Source organism: Agromyces sp. Y782, assembly GCF_059445405.1.
Genome location: NZ_JCAIUG010000001.1, coordinates 2914451 through 2933243, shown reverse-complemented (window position 1 = coordinate 2933243; position 18793 = coordinate 2914451). Strand labels below are relative to the sequence as shown.

The 18793-nt window shown below is 68.6% G+C and carries 14 protein-coding genes; 5 read left to right on the top strand and 9 right to left on the bottom strand.

From position 1 onward, the window contains the following. Positions 1-66: 66 nt before the first annotated feature. Genes AC1C2S_RS13360 through AC1C2S_RS13350 form a run of 3 tightly spaced genes read right to left on the bottom strand, consistent with a single transcriptional unit; the run spans position 67 to position 3540 of the window. Entirely contained in the window at positions 67-1344 is a 1278-nt protein-coding gene (locus AC1C2S_RS13360) for a cell division protein PerM (protein WP_495353005.1), read from the bottom strand. Between the two features lie 32 nt (positions 1345-1376). Beyond that, positions 1377-2900: a hypothetical protein gene (locus AC1C2S_RS13355; protein ID WP_495353004.1), complete on the bottom strand. Its 1524-nt coding sequence runs from the start codon at positions 2898-2900 to the stop codon at positions 1377-1379. A 52-nt stretch (positions 2901-2952) separates the two neighbouring features. Then, a complete protein-coding gene (locus AC1C2S_RS13350; RefSeq protein ID WP_495353003.1) occupies positions 2953-3540 on the bottom strand; it encodes a hypothetical protein in 588 nt (195 codons plus the stop codon). Positions 3541-3954: 414 nt separating this feature from the next. On the opposite strand from AC1C2S_RS13350, the gene AC1C2S_RS13345 reads away from it, so the two are divergent. The 3 genes from AC1C2S_RS13345 (at position 3955) to AC1C2S_RS13335 (ending at position 8675) form a co-directional block, all read left to right on the top strand. After that, a complete protein-coding gene (locus AC1C2S_RS13345) occupies positions 3955-7020 on the top strand; it encodes a glycoside hydrolase family 3 C-terminal domain-containing protein (protein WP_495353002.1) in 3066 nt (1021 codons plus the stop codon). A gap of 75 nt (positions 7021-7095) precedes the next feature. Then, complete coding sequence (locus AC1C2S_RS13340) at positions 7096-8202, top strand: glycoside hydrolase family 30 protein (RefSeq protein WP_495353001.1); 1107 nt, start codon at positions 7096-7098, stop codon at positions 8200-8202. Further along, positions 8199-8675, top strand: a complete 477-nt coding sequence (locus AC1C2S_RS13335) for a glycoside hydrolase family 30 beta sandwich domain-containing protein (protein WP_495353000.1) — start codon at positions 8199-8201, stop codon at positions 8673-8675. The genes AC1C2S_RS13340 and AC1C2S_RS13335 overlap by 4 nt, the downstream gene beginning before the upstream one ends. Positions 8676-8792: 117 nt before the next feature. On the opposite strand, the gene sucD is transcribed toward AC1C2S_RS13335, so the two are convergent. The 5 genes from sucD to AC1C2S_RS13310 form a co-directional block, all read right to left on the bottom strand. Further along, complete coding sequence (gene sucD / locus AC1C2S_RS13330) at positions 8793-9695, bottom strand: succinate--CoA ligase subunit alpha (protein ID WP_495352999.1); 903 nt, start codon at positions 9693-9695, stop codon at positions 8793-8795. Between the two features lie 15 nt (positions 9696-9710). Then, on the bottom strand, positions 9711-10877 hold the full coding sequence (sucC, locus tag AC1C2S_RS13325; RefSeq protein WP_495352998.1) for an ADP-forming succinate--CoA ligase subunit beta: 1167 nt from the start codon (positions 10875-10877) through the stop codon (positions 9711-9713). A gap of 243 nt (positions 10878-11120) precedes the next feature. Further along, positions 11121-11663, bottom strand: a complete 543-nt coding sequence (locus AC1C2S_RS13320; RefSeq protein WP_495352997.1) for an NUDIX domain-containing protein — start codon at positions 11661-11663, stop codon at positions 11121-11123. Further along, positions 11660-12775 carry an FUSC family protein gene (locus tag AC1C2S_RS13315; RefSeq protein WP_495352996.1) on the bottom strand — a complete coding sequence of 372 codons (1116 nt, stop codon included), beginning with the start codon at positions 12773-12775 and terminating at the stop codon, positions 11660-11662. Before AC1C2S_RS13315 ends, AC1C2S_RS13320 begins: the two co-directional genes overlap by 4 nt. Positions 12776-12777: 2 nt before the next feature. Next, positions 12778-15246 carry an ATP-dependent helicase gene (locus AC1C2S_RS13310; RefSeq protein ID WP_495352995.1) on the bottom strand — a complete coding sequence of 823 codons (2469 nt, stop codon included), beginning with the start codon at positions 15244-15246 and terminating at the stop codon, positions 12778-12780. 147 nt (positions 15247-15393) lie between these two features. On the opposite strand from AC1C2S_RS13310, the gene AC1C2S_RS13305 reads away from it, so the two are divergent. Further along, positions 15394-16785 (top strand): MFS transporter, encoded by a 1392-nt coding sequence (locus tag AC1C2S_RS13305; RefSeq protein WP_495352994.1) that lies wholly within the window; start codon positions 15394-15396, stop codon positions 16783-16785. Next, positions 16782-17606 carry a ChbG/HpnK family deacetylase gene (locus tag AC1C2S_RS13300; RefSeq protein WP_495352993.1) on the top strand — a complete coding sequence of 275 codons (825 nt, stop codon included), beginning with the start codon at positions 16782-16784 and terminating at the stop codon, positions 17604-17606. The genes AC1C2S_RS13305 and AC1C2S_RS13300 overlap by 4 nt, the downstream gene beginning before the upstream one ends. Before the next feature lie 4 nt (positions 17607-17610). On the opposite strand, the gene AC1C2S_RS13295 is transcribed toward AC1C2S_RS13300, so the two are convergent. Then, the gene (locus AC1C2S_RS13295; RefSeq protein WP_495352992.1) at positions 17611-18660 is read right to left on the bottom strand and encodes a glycerophosphodiester phosphodiesterase family protein; all 1050 of its coding nucleotides are present in this window, start codon (positions 18658-18660) and stop codon (positions 17611-17613) included. Positions 18661-18793 lie beyond the last annotated feature (133 nt).

Here is an 18793-nt window from a genome sequence, read left to right as displayed (position 1 = left end):
ATCCTCCTCGATCATGCGGTCACGCGCAGAATAGCACTCGCGTGCCCGCCTCGGCAGCTCGGGATGTCAGCGCCGACCGCTCCCGACTCCCGCACCGGTGACGGCGAAGATGCCATCGTCGGCGCGAGGGCCACCCTGGCGGCCGGCATACCCGCCGACGATCGCACCGACGCCGACGGTCGCCGCCGCGATCACCGCAACCTCCCATGGGTTCGGGCCGACGTCGGCCAGTCGCCCCGGTCCGGCGGCGCCGCCGGACCACCATGCCAGCAATCCGAGCACGATTCCCGAGACGAGCGCCGCACCGGCGCCGACCACGAGCGGCGACCACCAGGCGTCGCGAGCCGAGGGGTGCACGGATGGCTCGCCGCCGAGGACGAGCCAGGCGCCGACGAAGCCCAGCAGCACCGGCACGATGAGCCAGAGCGCACCGAACGGCGCCGCCTCGGTCGGCAGCGCACCGAGCAGCGGGATGCCGGGCACGGGCCCGAGCAGGGTACCGGCAGGTGCCACCGAGGTGCCCGTGCCGAGCGCGAAGCCCGGCCCGAGCAGCCACGCCGCCGCCCACACGACGACGTTCGGCAGGAGGGCGAGCTCGGCGACGGTCAGCGCGATACCACCGTCGATGCCGGTGCCGAGCGACTGGTAGAGGCCCGCGATCGTCGCGTAGTCCGCGGCGATGAGCCCCGCGACGAGCACTCCCGCGACCGCGAGCACGCCGAACGCGGCGCCCGCACCGATCCGCACGGCGGCGCGCACGGTGCCAACGAGCACCGCGGGCAGCGCCGTGATTCCACGACGCACGACGCTGCCCGCGGCATCCGTCATCGGGTCGTCGCGCAGCGATTCGAAGACCGCACCCACCACGACACCGACCGCCATCGTGAAGGCCGGCAGCAGGGCCGCCTGCCACAGCGACGAGCGTGCACCGTCGATGCCGGCGGTCGCCGCGAGCGCGAATCCGGCGAGCCCGTACACGCCGATCGCCGCCAGACCGCCGGTGAACGAATGCCCCTCGGCGGCCGAACGGCGGCCGATGCGGCGGCCGAACGCGACGGAGACGAGCGCGAAGCCGAGCAGCGCGATCGTGATCGGGAACGGGTCCCCGGCGCCCGGCAGTCCGGTGCGGGCTGCCGTCACCGCGTCGAGCTGCAGCTCGAGGTCGACGCCGTGCCCGAGCAGCCACACGTCGGCCGCCGCGCGGAAGAAGATCGTCGCATCGACGGCGAGACCGAAGTGCACGGCCCAGAGCAGCATGAGCGGCACGAGCGCGATGCCGAGGCCGATGAGGGCGGCGACGGATGCCTCGAGGCCGGCGAGCAGGGCGATCGTCGTGCGTCTCATTCCGACGCCGAGCTTATCCCGGCCGACGCCGCTCAGTCGGCAGGACGTGCGGTGTCGGGCGGACTCGAGGTCGCGGCGTCGCCGCCTTCGATCACTTCGACACCGGGCTCGACGCCATCGGTTCCGGCGACGACGAGCACCTCGACCTCTTCGTCGACCGTACCGGCAGCGGCGGCGGCGGCGGCAACAGCGACGTCGGCAGCGACCTCACCCTGAGGTCGCCGGAGCAACTCGACGATGAGCAGGGCGACGAGGGCGACGAGAAGCGTCGTGACGACCAGACCGGCCGAGGCAGGCCGCGAGAACAACACGACGAGTGCGGCGATCACGGCGATTGCGACATACACGACCACTCGCCAGCGGTCGAGCCCGATGCCGAAGCGACCGGTCGTGATGCCGTGCGCGGCCGCGGCGCGGCGTACCGCCGCGAAGCCCGATTCGGCGAACCCGCGCAGTGCACGGGCGGGCCGCCACGGACCCGAGAACCAGGCCACCACGGCGACGAGCACGCCGAGCACGACGAGTGCCACGATCGTCGACATCATGATCTCGATGAGCCCCGAATAGATCGCCTCGGCCGCATCCGGCGGCATGACCGACGGGCTGACGGCGCCCACGAAGAACCAGCGGCCGACGCCGACACCGCTCGCGAGGATCAGCATCGAGAGCGCGAACCCGCCGGCGGTCCACACGAGCGCCCTCGTGCGCTTACGCGCGACGACGACGCCGATGACGAGGAAGGCCAGGATGATCCAGGGCAGCCAGGTGCCGACTCCGATGGCGAGCGCGTAGATCGTGCGGATCAACGCGAAGGCGTCGTCTTGTGCGATGACGACGGCCCGGTCGACCGTCGGGATCGCCTGGGCGAACCCGACGCCCTGCTCGATGAGCCGTTGCTTGACGGCCTCCACGATGGGGCCGAGCTGCACCGAGAGCGTGCCGTCGCTGCCGATGGCGAGTGCGGCGTCGGGGTCGCCCTCCATGGCGGCCACGAACTGCCGGTGGGTGATGCGCAGCGTCGACGCCCAGACATCTGCGAAGGCCGGGGACTCGACCACCCGATCGACGACGTCGGAGACGAGCGACTGGATGCCCTGCGTCGCGGGCACCTCGAGCAGGCCGAGCGCGGCCTCGGCACGGGGCGGCAGCCCGAGTTCCCGGATGCCGTCGAACAGGTCGGCCGTGATCCCCGGGATGTCGACCTGCTCCTCGATGGCGGCCGTGACCTCGTCGCCGAGGTACGCCTGCACCGCCGGGTCTTCGGCGAGCGGCGCGAACGTCGCCACGAAGCGATCGGTGTCGGCCAGTTCGAGGCGCGCCCACGCGGAGATCACCGCGACGGGTGCGAGCAGGAGCCCCACGACGATGAGCACCACGGCGGTGACGCTGCGGCCCCACCCGCGCTTTGCACGCTGCTGGGCGACGGATGCCGTGGCATCCGCCCCCGGTGCCTCCCGCGCCGTCTCGGCGTCGAGCACGCTCGCGCGCAACGTCTCGTTCTCAGCTTCGAGCGCCGCAATGCGTGCCTCGAGCTCAGCCTCGTTCGTGCCGGCCATGGCTCCCCCTTTTGTGAGCAACCTAGCGCCAGTGGCGGCTCGCCGCACGGATTCAGTGGATGAAGGCCTTCAGGGCGATCATCGCGACGCCGAACATCGCGGTGACGAGCGAGCCTGCGAGCCGGATCGGCCAGCGTGCTCCGCGCCGTGCGAAAGCGATCCAGCCCAGCACGGCGAGCACGGCGACGCCCGCCCAGAGTGCCGTCCAGATGGCGACGGCATCGGGAACGACCCGCGTCGCACCGAGGAGCAGGATGAGCGACGGAATCATCGCCGAGGCGAGCAGCCCGAGCGCACGATTGAACGATGCGCGGAACGCATCGCGCAACCCGATGACGTGCCCCTCCTCGAGACCGTGGCGCGCCACCGTGCCGGCGTAGACGTGCGCGGCCCAGAAGACGATGACGGTCCCGACCACCTTCCAGAACACCTCGAAGGCGTTCGTCCCCGGTCCGCCGGCGACGACGATCATGCCCGAAACGAGGATGACGCCGTACACGCTCTCTTCGGTGACGAACGTCGTGCGCACGAGTTCGTTCGCGATCGTCCGACGCGCGCGTCCTCGTGGCATCGCGTCCGCGGCATCCGGTGCCGGCTCGACCACGGAATCCCGTTCTGTTCGCGCCGAGTCTTCGCTCATGCTCCCACTCTGGCACGACATCGGTCAGAGCGACCGAGACGGGCCCGCCGGTCAGTGCGCGGGCCGCGTTGCTGACGAATTGCGTCGCCGCCGCGCCGTCGCGATGCCGTTGGAAATGGGGGCTTGCGGCTGTCGAGGGTGGATCTACAATGCCCTTAACGCTCTCCCGAATTCATCGAAGCGCGACCGCGATCCGAATCGGATCGTGTGAAGTCATCCCCCTCGCTAATAAGTACGGCTCGCGCCGATCACGGTCCCGTGACATGCGCCCGACTTTCGAGAAGGGAGGCTCCGTGCCATCGACCGCGATGCCCCACATGGCAGCGATCACGGCACCACAGGAACGGCGGGCGCGGCTCCGAGCCCGGGAATCTCTGCTCGCATCTCGCAACACCTCGTGATGAGGAAACGGACATGCGCATCCACATCGATCAACGGAGATCGAGCACGACCTCGATCGCACTCATCGCCGCTGGGGCCCTCGTCGCCGCAGTGGCCGTCGTCTCAGGCTCGGGAGCGGCACTCGGCGCCCCAGTGGATTCTCCCGAGGCGCGCGCCCAGGCGCTGCTGGAACAGATGACGCTCGACGAGAAGATCGACATGCTCGAGGGCGAACTGAACAACTTCTACGGTTTCTACAATGCTCCCATCGAGCGTCTCGGAATTCCCGCGCTCACCATGGCCGACGGCCCCGCCGGAATCCGAATCGCCAACCCGAACGTGAACGGCAAGCGTTCAACGGCATTGCCGGCCCCCATCGCGCTGGCCGCCACGTTCGACGTCGCCGATGCGGCGGCGTACGGCGACGTGATGGGCGACGAAGCCTTCAAGACCGGTCACAACGTCTCACTCGGCACCGCAGTCGACATGGCGCGAGTCGGCGTCGCAGGTCGTGGCTTCGAAGGCTACGGCGAAGACCCTCTGCTGTCGGGAACGCTCGCGGCGGCGCAGCTCAGCGCCATCCAGTCCCACAATGTCGCCGGTGACATCAAGCACTACGCGGCGTACAACCAAGAGGAGGATCGCCTGAGCGGCGGGAATGCCATTGTGGGCGAACGGGCGCTGCAGGAGATCTACATCCGGCCGTTCGATATCGGCGTCAAGGGAAGCGACCCCGCCACGGCGATGTGCTCGTTCAACAAGATCAACTTCATCTACGCCTGTGAGAACTCCGAACTGTTGAATGGCATCCTGCACGACCAGATCGGCTTCCGAGGTTTCGTGATGAGCGACTACGGCGCGACCCACAGCTCGGTTCCGGCGTTCCGCGCCGGCCTCGATCAGGAACAGCCGAGCTTCGGATTCTTCCTCGCGCTCGAGGACGCAGTGCTGAGCGGCGAGGTGGCCGAGTCGGAGATCGATGTGGCGGTACTGCGCATCCTGACCGCCATGTTCCGCATCGGACTGTTCGATACGCCTCCGGTCGAGCAACCGTTCGATGAGGCAGGCCATGCGCTCGAATCGCAGCGGATCGCCGAGGACGGCATGGTGCTGCTGAAGAACGACGGAATCCTTCCGCTCGATTCGTCAGCGATCGACTCCGTTGCGGTGATCGGCGCTGACGCGGACAACGTCACCGCCGGCGGTGGCAGCTCACTGATCCAGATTCCTACCTCGACGATCTCTCCGCTGCAGGGCATTCGCGACATGGTGCCGGGGGCCACCGTCTCGTTGGCGCGTGGTACCGACTTCGTCACCTCCTCGACGCTCCTGCCCGGCATGGACGCCATTCCGTCGGACTACCTCCGAAGCTCGAATGGCAGTCCGGGCGCCGACGTGATCGTGTACGACGCGGGCGGAAACGTCATCGACCAGGAGACCCTGCAGGACATCTCGATCAACGGCGGGTTCTTCTACTTCGAAGGGTTCAACGCGCAATCGCCGCTGCTGCCGACGCTTCCGGGTGGTGGCATCGCCGCGACGTCGTACTCATCGACACTGACCCCGCCTGCCTCCGGCAGATACGAACTGGAACTCGTCGCGGCAGGCGAAGCATCGGTGACCCTGGACGGCGCGACGATTCTCGAGACGACGACGACAGCGCTCACCACGGACACGGTGACGCTCGATCTGGTCGGGGGGCAGGACTACACCGTCACCGCGACCCACGACGCGAGCGGTGCCACCGGCGATCTGGGTCCGCGCATGAAGCTGGGCTGGACGAAGCCGGCGGGTCTGGTCGACCCGAAGGCGACGGAGGCAGCGGCCCTGGCAGCTGAATCCGACGTTGCGGTCGTCGTCGTCAGGGACTACTCGTCGGAGGGCGGTGACAAGGCCGACATCGGACTGCCCAGCGGGCAGGAGGCACTCATCGACGCGGTCAAGGCGGCCAATCCGAACACCGTCGTCGTGTTGACGACCGGTGGCCCGACCACGGTCGAGTGGGAAGACGGCGTCCCCGCCATCCTCGAGGCGTGGTTCGGCGGTCAGAATCAAGGGGCGGCGATGGCGAGGATCCTCTTCGGTGAGGTGTCACCGTCGGGCAAGCTGCCGGTCACGTTCCCCGTCTCAGAGGGTGAGACGCCGATTTCGACACCCGAGCAGTATCCAGGCATCGGAGTCGACTCGTATTACACCGAGGGTGTCTTCGTCGGCTACCGGGGATACGAGGAGTTCGGCATCGCGCCGAAGTATCCGTTCGGGCACGGCTTGTCGTACACCACGTTCGAGTACTCCGACCTGAAAACGAAATCGCGTGGCAACGCACGCGTCTCGGCCACCTTCACCGTCACCAACACAGGCGACACGGCGGGAACCGAGTCACCGCAGGTGTACGTCGGGGCTCTGCCGACGAACGTCGTCCAGTCGGCACCGAAACAACTGGCGGGATACGCCAGCGTGTACCTGGAGCCGGGCGAGTCGGAGGAGGTCACGATCGACCTGTCACGGGAGTCCTTCTCGTATTGGGATTCGTACACCGACGCCTGGGTCACGCCACGCGGCACGCTCGACATCCTGGTCGGTTCGTCCTCACAGGACATCCGTCTCGATGACGCAGTGAAGGTGAGGTCGGCGGACAAGGAGGAAGCCTCCGGCATCTCGACCCGGGCGGTCTACACGATCGTCAACGAGGGCTCGGGAGCCTGCCTGGATGCGGTGGACCACGGCACGGCCGTCGGCACCCCGGTGCAGCAATGGTCCTGCCCCGCACCGCAGGCGAACGCGGAGTGGACGCTGACGAAGGTGAAGCGCGATGTCTATCGCATCAGGAACGTGAACGCACCCCTGACGCTCGAGATCGCGGACGCATCGAGGGCGAACGGAGCGCCGGCGGAGCTCGGGAAGTGGACGAGGGATCGCCACCAGCAGTTCGAGCTTCGTCGCATCGGCGACGGCAACTACCAGTTCGTGGCCGTGCACAGCGGCCGCTGCCTGGCGGTCGACGGCGGAGTGCGCGACGACGGTGCCCGGATCGTGCAGCGTTCCTGCAACGCCGACGATCCGGCTCAATCGTTCGCACTGCAACGGCAAGCCGGCTGAGCACTCGCCTGCACACGAGATGGGTCCGGCGCTGCCGGGCCCACCTCGTCCTCACCGCCCGCGAGAGGAGCACAGATGATCAGCACGCGACGACCTGGTGCCGACTGGCTCCACCAGCGGAAGGTCGGGTGGGTCATCGCGGGTCTGGTCGTCGCCGGACTCGTGGCCGTCGTGGTCATCACGATCGCGACCTCCACCGCATCACCACCGACGGGAGGCACAGAGAGTGCGGAGTCGAGTGCACCGGAGCGCAGTCGACCGGTCGCAGTGACGACGAGCGCGAACGGCGGTCAGCGACTCCAGGAGATCAGCGTGGAAGTCACCTCGTCGGCCGGCAACGAGCCGCCGGATATCCGCGTCGATTCAGCCACGACAGCACAGGAGATCCGCGGATTCGGGGCTGCGATGACCCATGCCTCCGCAGACCTGCTCGCACAGATTCCGGAGGCTGTGCGGGCGGCGCTGATCGACGAGTTGTTCTCGCCGCAAGGGCCGGTGCGGCTGACGGTGCTGCGTCTGCCGATCGGCGCCTCGGACTTCGTCGCAGGTGACGCGTTCACCTTCGATGATCTCCCGCCGGGCGAGACGGACTGGTCGCTCGACGGCTTCGACATCGCACCCGACCGAGCGTCCATGATCCCGGTCCTGCTGGAAGTGCTCGCCATCAACCCGGACATACGCTTGATCGCATCGCCGTGGAGCCCGCCGGCATGGCTCAAGACGAGCGGTTCGCTCGAGGGAGGTCGTCTCATCGACGAGGACCGGGCCTACGACACGTACACGGAGTATCTGGTGCGATTCGTCGAGGCATACCGCGATGCCGGTCTCGACATCAGTCTGCTCACGGTGCAGAACGAGCCGCAGTTGCGCCATCCCGACGGCTACCCCGGCACCGACATGCCCGTCTGGCAGGAGGCGAAGCTGATCGAGCGGCTCGGCCCGGCGCTGGCCGACGCCGGGCTCGACACCGGCATTCTCGGATACGACCACAACTGGACGTTGAGTCCGGCCGACGCCGCCTCGACTCCCGAAGGAGAGGACCCGGCTTCTCAGTATCCCGCCGACCTCTTGCGCACGACAGCCGCCGAATGGATCGACGGCATCGCCTACCACTGCTACTTCGGGGATGCCTCGGCGCAATTGCAGTTCTGGGAGCAGTTCAGCGACATGAGATCTGGGTGACCGAGTGTTCAGGGTCGGGCGCGCCAGGTGATGCCCCCGAGAAGGTCTTCGCTGACACGTTCTCGTGGCAGTCGACGAACCTGCTCGTCGGTGCGCTCGAGAATCAGGCGACGGGCGTGCTCACGTGGAACCTGGCTCTGAACGAGCAGAACGGGCCGCATCGAGGCGGCTGTGAGTCGTGCTCCGGCGTCGTGACCATCGCCGATGACGGCACGGTGACCCGCAATGCCGAGTACTACGTTCTCGCGCACGCCGGCTCGGCGGTGCCGCCCGGTTCCGTGCGGGTGGAATCGTCGTCGGATGAGACGGACCTGCGGCAGATCGCCTTTCGCACCCCAGCCGGCTCGCTGGTCGTCCTCGTCTGGAATGGCGCCGACCAGCCTCGGTCGGTGCGAATAGAAGCTCGGTCTCAGGAGTTCGTCCTCGAAGTGCCAGGACACTCGCTCACGACCATCACGCATCGGGTGGGTTGACGTGAGAGGTGATGACGAGTCGTTCGTTCATGGCACGAGTCCCAACCGACATCCGCCCGCCGACCGAAACGGCCCCGCAGGTCGAAGCCTGCGGGGCCGTTCGTCGAGCGGAAGTGTCTAGAGCGCGGCGTACACCTCGCGGAGCAGCGCGGCGGTCTCGCTCGGCGTCTTGCCGACCTTGACACCGGCTGCCTCGAGGGCCTCCTTCTTCGCCTGAGCGGTACCGGCAGAGCCGGAGACGATGGCGCCGGCGTGGCCCATCGTCTTGCCCTCGGGAGCCGTGAAGCCGGCGACGTAGCCGACGACCGGCTTCGTGACGTTCGACTTGATGAACTCGGCCGCCCGCTCTTCGGCGTCGCCACCGATCTCGCCGATCATCACGATCGCCTTCGTCTCGGGGTCGGCCTCGAACGCGGCGAGCGCATCGATGTGCGTCGTGCCGATGATCGGGTCGCCGCCGATGCCGATGGCGGTCGAGAAGCCGAGGTCGCGCAGCTCGTACATCATCTGGTAGGTCAGCGTGCCCGACTTGGACACGAGGCCGATCGGCCCCTTGCCGGTGATGTTCGCCGGGGTGATGCCGACCAGGGACTCACCGGGGCTGATGATGCCGGGGCAGTTCGGCCCGATGATGCGAGTCGTGTTGCCCTTCTCTTTGGCGTACGCCCAGAACTCGGCCGAATCGCCGACGGGAACACCCTCGGTGATGATCACGAGGAGCGGGATCTCGGCGTCGATGGCCTCGACCACGGCGTCTTTCGTGAAGGCCGGGGGAACGAAGGCGATGGAGACATCCGCCCCCGTCTGTGCGATGGCCTCGGCGACCGTGGCGAAGACGGGCAGCTCGACCGAGTTGCCGTCTTTGTCGGCGTGCAGCACCGTGGTGCCGGCCTTGCGGGCGTTCACTCCGCCGACCACTTGGGTGCCCGCCGCGAGCATACGCGCCGTGTGCTTGGAGCCTTCGCCGCCGGTGATGCCCTGGACGATGACCTTGGAGTCCTTGTTGAGGAAGATAGTCATTCTTCGATTCCCTAACTACGCGGCGTTCGCCAGCTCGGCGGCCTTGTCGGCGCCCTGGTCCATGTTCTCGGCGAGGGTGACGAGCGGGTGCGCCGCCTCCTCGAGGATGCGGCGACCCTCGACGACGTTGTTGCCGTCGAGACGCACGACGAGCGGCTTGTTCGCCGTGGAGCCGAGCTCGGCGAGCGCGCCGACGATGCCCTTCGCGACCTCGTCGCACGCGGTGATGCCGCCGAAGACGTTCACGAAGACGCTCTTGACCTGCGGGTCGCCGAGGATGATGCCGAGGCCGTTGGCCATGACCTCTGCCGAGGCGCCGCCGCCGATGTCGAGGAAGTTGGCGGGCTTGACGCCGCCGTGGTTCTCGCCCGCGTAGGCGACGACGTCGAGCGTCGACATGACGAGGCCCGCGCCGTTGCCGATGATGCCGACCTCGCCGTCGAGCTTGACGTAGTTGAGGTCGAGCGCCTTCGCGGCGGCCTCGAGCGGGTCTGCGGCGTCTTTGTCTTCGAGCAGGGCGTGGCCGGCGTGACGGAACTCGGCGTTCTCGTCGAGCGTGACCTTGCCGTCGAGCGCGACGATGTTGCCCTCTTCGTCGAGGATCAGCGGGTTGACCTCGACGAGGGTCGCGTCTTCGCCCTTGTAGACCTCGTAGAGCTTCACGAAGACGTCGGCGACCTTGTCGACGAGCTCGGCCGGGAAGTTCGCGGCGACCGCGATCTCGCGGGCCTTCGCGCCGTCGATGCCGGCGATCGGGTCGACCTCGACGCGAGCGAGCGCCTCGGGCTTCTCGACGGCGAGCACCTCGATCTCCATGCCGCCCTCGACGCTCGTGAGCGAGAGGTAGGAGCGGTTGGCCCGGTCGAGCAGCACGGAGAAGTAGAACTCCTGCGCGATGCGTGCGCCACCGGCGACCATGACGCGCTTGACGACGTGACCCTTGATGTCGAGGCCGAGAATCGCCTTCGCGGCCTCGTAGGCCTCGTCGGGGGTCTTCGCGACCTTGACGCCGCCGGCCTTGCCGCGGCCACCGGTCTTCACCTGGGCCTTGACGACTACGACGCCGCCGAGCTGCTCGGCCGCCGCACGCACTTCATCGGGGGTGTCGGCGACGATGCCCGGGAGCACCGGGACCCCGTATCGCTCGAACAGGTCTCTGGCCTGGTACTCGTAAAGATCCACGCTCTACTTCCAATCGGTCCGCACGCGCGAAAGCGCACAGTGGCTGGTGGGTGTCGGCCCGACGCCCCGAAGAATCTCGACGTCAAGATAAGTGGGCCATCTTCCATGCTACTCCCCCCGTTCGGCGCGGCCGAACCGGCGGCGGGCTCCTCAGGTCGTGGTGCGTGCGTCGGAATGCGACACGATGGCAGCTCGCTCCGAGTACGAGCCGAGATGGGAACACGCCGAACGCCGTGACGCCGATCAGCCGATGCGGCCGAGCGCCGCTGCCGCGTAGAAGAGGGCCGCGACGGTCTCGCCGTCGGTGATCTCGCCGTCGCGCACCATGCGCACGGCCTCGCGCCACGGCACCGCCTGCAGGCGGCTGATTCCCTCTTCGGCCTGAGACTCAGTGACGGATGCCGCGTGGCGCAGCCCGGTCGCGAGGTAGACGATCTCGTCGGCGCGGCAGATGCCGTTCAGTGCGGTCATGCGCCCGATCTCGCGCCACTCGGCTGCTTCGTGGCCGGTCTCCTCGAGCAGCTCTCGGCGTGCGGCCGAGAGCGGGCTCTCACCGTCGGTGCCACCCGCCGGCACCTCGATGGATTCGCCGACCGTGTGCCGGTCGATCGTGACGAGGAGCACCTCGTCGTCGTCGGTCATCGCGACGACGAACACGGCGTCGTTCCTGAGTTCGACGACCCCGTAGATGCCGTCGCGACCGTCGGGACGCACGACCTCGTCTTCGGTGACGGTGATCCACGGGTTCTCGTACACGGTGCGTCGGGCGCGGGTCGGCCAGGTCATGGTTCCTCCATCGGTCGGATGCTCGGTGTGGCGGCGGTCGGCGGCGGCATCGGCACGCGCTCGACGAAGCCTCGGGCGAGGAGCACCGCCACGACGCCGATGGCCGCGCCGACGACGGTCTCGATCAATCGGTCACCGAGCAGCACCGGCAGCGACGTCGAGCCGGCCAGGCTCGCGACCACGAGTGCGAGCGGCGTGACGAAGACGAGCGCAGCCCCGTAATGCCGACCCACGAGGATCTCGGCGGCGAACTGGCAGATCGCAATGACGATGACGAGCACCCAGATCGGCGGATCGGGCCAGAGTACGAGCCCGGCGACGCCGACGCCGACGGCCGTGCCGATGACCCGATGCCACGCGCGCTGCACGGTGTGGGCGGATCTCGCCGGAGGAATCACGGCGACGGCGCTGACCACCGCCCAGTACGGGTGGCCGATGCCGAGCAACACGGCGATGCCGCCGGCGACGAGGGCCGCGACGACACTCTGCACCACGTTCAGCCACACCCGAGGGTCGGCGTACGCCCGCACCCGAACCGGCGCCGTGCGAGGCAGCGACTTGAAGATCGCCTCCCCGCGGGTGCGCACGGCGCGGCGGAGGAGCCATCCCGACATCGCAAGCAACCACGCGAACGCCGCCGCGGCCGCAGCGACGCCCCAGCGGAGCCATCCGCTGCCGTCGTCGACGGGCTGGGCCGCGCAGACGAGCACAGCGAAGACCGCGAACAACGGCCCCGACGGCGTTACCCCGAGCGTATTGAAGAGCACGATCACGAGGGCGATCACCGCGGCGAGCGCGGCGGCCTCGACTGCGAGCGGCGCCTCGGCGACCGACAGCAGGATGCCGACGCCCACCGCACTGAGCTGCACCGCCCCTGCGGCCGTGACCGTGCGCAACCGCGTGCGGTACGGCTCGTTGCGCCCGAAGATCGCGGTCATGCCGCCGAATGCCGCGTACGCGGCGAGATCGACGCGGCCGAGTACGACGAGCACCGTGAGCGGGATGCCCGCCGCGAGGGCCGCCCGGAGCGCCACCTCGAGGTCGAGTGCGCGCAGCGACCGCAGTCGCGCGACGAGCCCTTCGGGTCGCGTCGAGTCGAGCGGTTCGCCCATTGCTAGAGCTTCTCGATGGGCGCGATCTTGATGAGGAGCTTCTTCTGCCCGGCGGTGTCGAAACTGACGTGCGCGATGCGCTTCGTGCCCTCGCCCGTGACCTGGGTGACCTTGCCCTCGCCGAAGTCGACGTGGCGGATGCGGTCTCCGGCTTCGAGCGTGAGGTCGCCGTTGTCGCGCACCGTGCCGGTGACCCGATTGGCCCACTCGGTCTTCGGCTTGTCGGCCCTGGTGACGCTGAACCGCTCGAGGTCGCGGTCGCGCGTGCCCCATGCTCCGCCAGGAGCACCGCGACGGGCGTTGAGCGCGCGCGGCTGCGTGCCCCCGCGCGACGTCGCCATGCCCGGCGACTGGCGCCAGTCGATGAGGCCCTCGGGGATCTCCTGCAGATAGCGCGACGGCATCGCCACCGCGACCTCGCCGAACTGCGCCCGGCTCATCGCGAGCGAGAGGTAGAGCCGCTTGCGGGCACGCGTGATCCCCACGTAGAAGAGCCGTCGTTCTTCAGCGGGCCCACCCGGTTCGGAGGCCGACATCTGGTGCGGCAGCAGGCCCTCTTCGATGCCGGTGAGGAACACCGCGTGGTATTCGAGGCCCTTCGCCGTGTGCAGCGTCATGAGCGAGACGGTGCCGGATGCGTCGTCGAGCTCGTCGGCCGCAGCCACGAGCGAGACCTGCGTGAGGAAGTCGACGAGCGTGGCCCCGGGGTTCTCGCGGTCGAAGTCGCGCGTCTGCGCGACGAGCTCTTCGACGTTCTCGGCGCGGGTCTCGTCTTGCGGGTCGCGGCTGTTGCGGAGCGCGTCGAGCAAGCCCGAATGCTCCATGAGGTACACGAGCACGTCGGAGACCTTCGCCGCACCCACGTTCGTGCCGGCGGCGATGCCCTCTGCCGAGGGCACGAGCATCGCGGCGGCCTCGTCGAGCACCTTCGCGAGCGCCGCGATCGCCCCGGTCACCTTCGGACCGAGGCCGAGCCCGTCGACCGCGCGCATCGCCTGCCGGAACGTCAGTTCGTTCTGCTCGGCGAACGAGGCGAGCGCCGTCTCGGTGGCCGGACCGATGCCGCGCTTCGGGGTGTTCAGGATGCGGCGGAGTGCGAGCTCGTCGACGGGGTTGGCAACCGCGATGAGGTAGGCCATCGCGTCTTTGATCTCGGCGCGCTCATAGAACTTCGTGCCGCCGACGACGCGGTACGGCACTGCCGATCGCACGAAGATCTCTTCCAACGCGCGGGTCTGCGCGTTGGTGCGGTAGAAGACGGCGATGTCGCGATAGGCGACGCCCTCGCGGTGCAGCGACTCGATCTCGTCGGCGATGAACTGCGCCTCGTCGTGCGCGGTGTAGCCCGTGTAGCCCGTGATCTGCGCGCCATCGCCGTCGGCCGTCCAGAGCTTCTTCTCTTTGCGGTCGAAGTTGTTGGCGATCACGGCGTTCGCCGCGGAGAGGATGTTCTGGGTCGAGCGGTAGTTCTGCTCGAGCAGCACGACCTTCGCGCCGGGGAAGTCGCGTTCGAACTCCGAGATGTTGCGGATATCGGCGCCGCGGAAGGCGTAGATCGACTGGTCGGAGTCGCCGACGACCGTGAGGCTCGCGCCGGGGATCGACCCCGAGGCATCCGTGAGCCCTCGCACCAGGATGCCGTGCTCGTCGAGTTCTTCGACGAGCTCGCGCGCGACGGGCCGGGTCAGCTCGTGGATGAGCGAGTACTGCGCGTGGTTCGTGTCTTGGTACTCGTCGACGAGGATGTGCCGGAAGCGGCGCTGGTAGAGCGCCGCGACCTTCGGGAAGGCACGGAAGAGGTAGACCGTCTCGGCGATGAGGTCATCGAAGTCGAGGGCGCTCGCTGCTCGCAGCCGCCGCGTGTACTGGCGGAAGATCTCGACGAACATGGCCTCTTGCGGGTCGTTCATGTTCGCGTTGCGCGCGTGGGTGTCTGCGTCGGCGAGCTCGTTCTTCAGCTTCGAGATCTTGGCCTGCGCACTCGCGGGGGTGAAGCCCATGGTGTCGGCCGCGAGTTCTTTGATGATGCGCTTGAGGATCGTGCGCTGGTCGGCTGAGTCGTAGATCGTGAACGTCGACGACATGCCGATCGACTCGGCCTCGCGGCGCAGGATGCGCACGCACGCGGAGTGGAAGGTCGAGATCCACATGCCCGACGCGCTTTCGCCGAGCAGCGCCTGGACGCGCTCGCGCATCTCGGCCGCGGCCTTGTTCGTGAACGTGATCGCGAGGATCTGGCTCGGCCACGCCTCGCGGCTCTCGATGAGGCTCGCGATGCGGTGCGTGAGCACGCGCGTCTTGCCCGAGCCTGCGCCCGCGACGATGAGCAGCGCGGGCCCGCGGTACTCGACGGCCTCGCGCTGTTCGGGGTTCAGCCCGTCGGTCAGTCGGGAGCCGGAGTGGCCCTCGGATGTCGCGGGCTGGGCCTCGCGCCAGCCGGCCGGTTCGTCGGGGTCGAGGATCAGCGTCATATCCCCTCAAGTCTAAGCGCGACCGCCGACATCGCCCCTCGCGGTGCGCCCACGCGACGGCCGTTCCGACGCCGTGGGAGGCGGCGGCCCATCGACGAACCTCCTCAGAATGTCGTAACATTTGCGCAGCCCGAGCGAAGGACGACGATGACCGAACGCGCTGAGACGACACCTCCTCCTGCCACCGCCCCATGGCGATATGCCATCGGCATGTTCGGCACCTCGATCCCGATCAACATGATCAAGGGGTCGATGATCCTCTACTACGTCGACATCCTCGGCCTCGACGTGCGCGTGTATGCGGGAGTCATGATCGTCTACGCCGTCATCGACGCCGTCGACAACCCGGTGCTCGGCTTCCTCTCCGACCGCACCCGCACCCGCTGGGGCCGCCGCCGGCCGTGGCTCGTCATCGGCGCACCGCTCCTCGCCGCGAGCATGATCGCCTTCTTCTCCGCGCCCGACTCGCTCGAGGGACTCGGGCTCGTGCTCTGGTTCGCGATCTTTGCGATCCTCTGCGAGGCGTTCGACTCGATGCTGAACGCGAACTACGGCGCCTTGCTTCCCGAGCTCTTCCCGCGCGAGCGCAAGCGAGCCGTCGCGAACTCGCTTCGGCAGGGCTTCCAGCTCGTCGCCCTCGTGATCTCGCTCGCGATCACGCCGCTGCTGACGACGCAGGTGTTCGGCACCGAAGACACGACGGTCGGCTTCACCACGACCGCGATCATCTACGGAGCGATCGCCACGGCGGTCATCCTGTTCATGGCGTTCAGCGCGAAGGAGAACCCCCGTTACGCCGAGGGCGCGCGGCCGCGCTTCTTCGCGACGCTCCTCACGATCATCCGCAATCCGAAGTTCTGGTCGATCGGGGTCGCGGGCGCGTGCTACGCGAGCGCGATGGCGCTCGTGCTCGCCGGACTCCAGCTGTTCGTGCGCTACTCCCTCGGCCTGCCCGTCGCGAATGCGCTCTACCTGCAGGCCACCGTCATCCTCTGCTCGGCAGGCGGCCTCGTGGTGTGGACGCGCGTGATCCGCCGCAAGGGCGCGGCGTTCACCTGGCGACTCGCATTCTTCATCCTCGCGATCAGCTTCATCCCGCTCTTCTTCGCGGTCGACCTCGTCACCGCCCTGCTCGCCGGCCTCCTCGTCGGCGCCGGCTACTCGGGCATGCTCGCCACGAACGATCTCATCGTGGCTCGCGTGCTCGACGACGACGCCCGTCGGCACGGTCAGCACCGCGAGGGACTCTTCCTCTCGGCGTTCGGTTTCTTCGGTCGGCTCAACGGCATCATCACGGGCCTCGCACTCGCCTCGCTCGGCATCTTCTTCGGCTACAACTCGGGTGACGACCCCGGCAGCCAACCGGATGTCGCGTTCCGCTTCTATCTCTGCGTGTACCCGTTCCTCCTCTGCGTGGTCGGGGCGATCCTCGCCCGGTTCATCCGGGTGCCCGATGGCCTCACCGAAGCCGAGGCCGACGGCGCGACGACCCTCGAGTCGGTGCGCACCGCCGCTGCCGACGACGAGACGGCGCAATGACGCGCCGACTCGTGCTCACCGCCGACGACCTCGGGCGTGAGCCCGAGAGCGCAGTGGAGATCGCACGTCTCGCCGCCGAGGGCGCCATCACCGCGGCGACGGTCATCGTCGTCGCGCCCGGAGCCGGGGCCGCGGCGAGCGCCGTCGCCCACGCCGGCGTCACGCCTCGGCTGCACGCGACACTCTCGAGCGAACGCGGCCTCGCCGGATGGCGGCCGATCGAAGCCGCCGCATCGCTCGTCTCGGACGACGGCATGCTGCCGTTCGATCCCGAAGAGGTGGGCACCCGGGCCGACCCCGGCGAGGTCGCCGCCGAGCTCGGCGCACAACTCCAGCGGTTGCTCGACTGGGGCATCCGACCGCTCGCCCTCGACTCGCATGCCGGCACGCTCTACGGACTCACCGGACGCTCGTTCACGGGCGAGGCCCTCGAACTCGCGGCGCGCCACCGACTGGGATTCCGGCTCCCGCGCGACCCGACGCTCTACATCGGCAGCGCCCTTCCCGCCGAAACGGCGGCGGCGCACGCCACGGCGGTGGCTGCCGCTGACGCACTCAGCGTGCCGATTCCCGCAGCGATCGCGACGAACCGCAGCTCGGCGGCACAACTCGGCGGTTACGACGCACTCCTCGACGGCTACCTCCGCATCCTCGGGGCACTGCCCGAGGGCACGAGCGAGATCTTCATGCACCCCGCGCCCGAGCACGCCGTCGCAGGCCCCGACGGCATCGTCCGCGCGTGGGAGCTCGCGCTGCTCCGCGACGATCGGTTCCGTGCGGCGATCGACACGGAGGGCATCGAGCTCGTCGAGGCGTGGTGAACCGTCAGAGGGTCGCAGCCCGACGTGCCTCGAGCCCGAGGTCGGGCTGGTCGACGAACACCCCGTCGACACCCATGCGCATGACCTCGACGAACTCGCCGAGCCAATCGCCGTAGGCCGCACGGGCGGTGCCGCGCCGGAACGGAGCCGACAGGAAGCGGTTCTCGGGGCGCAAGGTCCAGGTGTAGATCTCGAGGCCCGCGGCGTGCGCCGCATCGACGAGGTCGGCCCCCGTGAGCGGCTGGCTCGAGGCATCCGCTGCCCGCTTCACGCGAGCCCCGCCGACGAGCCGCGCCTTGCCGACGCTCACCCCGTCGAATCTCCCGGTGAGTCCCAGCAGTCCAGCCTCGGTCACGAACGAGTCGTAGCGGGGCGCAGCTCGGCCCTGCTCGAGCACGAGATCCCACGGCGCACTCGCGCCCTCGATGAGGAACACCCGCTTGCCCCGGATGCCGCGTGCCCCGAGCCGGTCGAGCAGTGTCGGTTCGAACGCCTCCATGATGAGCCGCTCATCGCCGCGGCCCCAGCCGGCCGCGTCGAGCTCGGCGGCGAAGAGCTCGTCGAGCGGGAGCCCCAGCGCATCGAAATGCGCGGCGTGCTTGAACTCGGCGACCATCCGCAGCAGCCGCCGCTGCTCCCCCGCGGCGAGGTCGATGATCTCGAAGAGTTCGCGCAGCCGGATGATCGGGAATCGTCCGTCGAAGCTCGCGCTCGCCTGACGGAGCGAGCCGAGGCGCTCCCGCGCACGCAGTGTGGCGAGTTCGGCCCACGTGAAGTCTTCAGTGAACCAGCCGGTGAGGGCCGTGCCGTCGATCTCGCGCGTGGTGCGGCGACCGGCGAATTCAGGGCGGCTCGCGACATCCGTGGTGCCCGAGATCTCGTTCTCGTGTCGCAGCACCAGCACGCCGTCGCGCGTCGCGACGATGTCGGGCTCGACCGCGTCGGCGCCGAGCGCGAAGGCGAGTTCGTAGGCCGAGCGAGTGTGCTCTGGGCGGTAGCCCGGTGCGCCACGGTGACCGATCACGAGAGGGCGCGGAGTCTCGTCGTGCAGCATGCGATCCAGCGTAGTCAGGGCACGCGACGAAAACCGCGGGAATTCCGCGAGAACTCAAGGCGTTGTCACGGGTAACTCGGGTAGGTTTGTTCTGGCAACGGATGCCACGTGCAGCCGCCGCCCGAGCAAGATC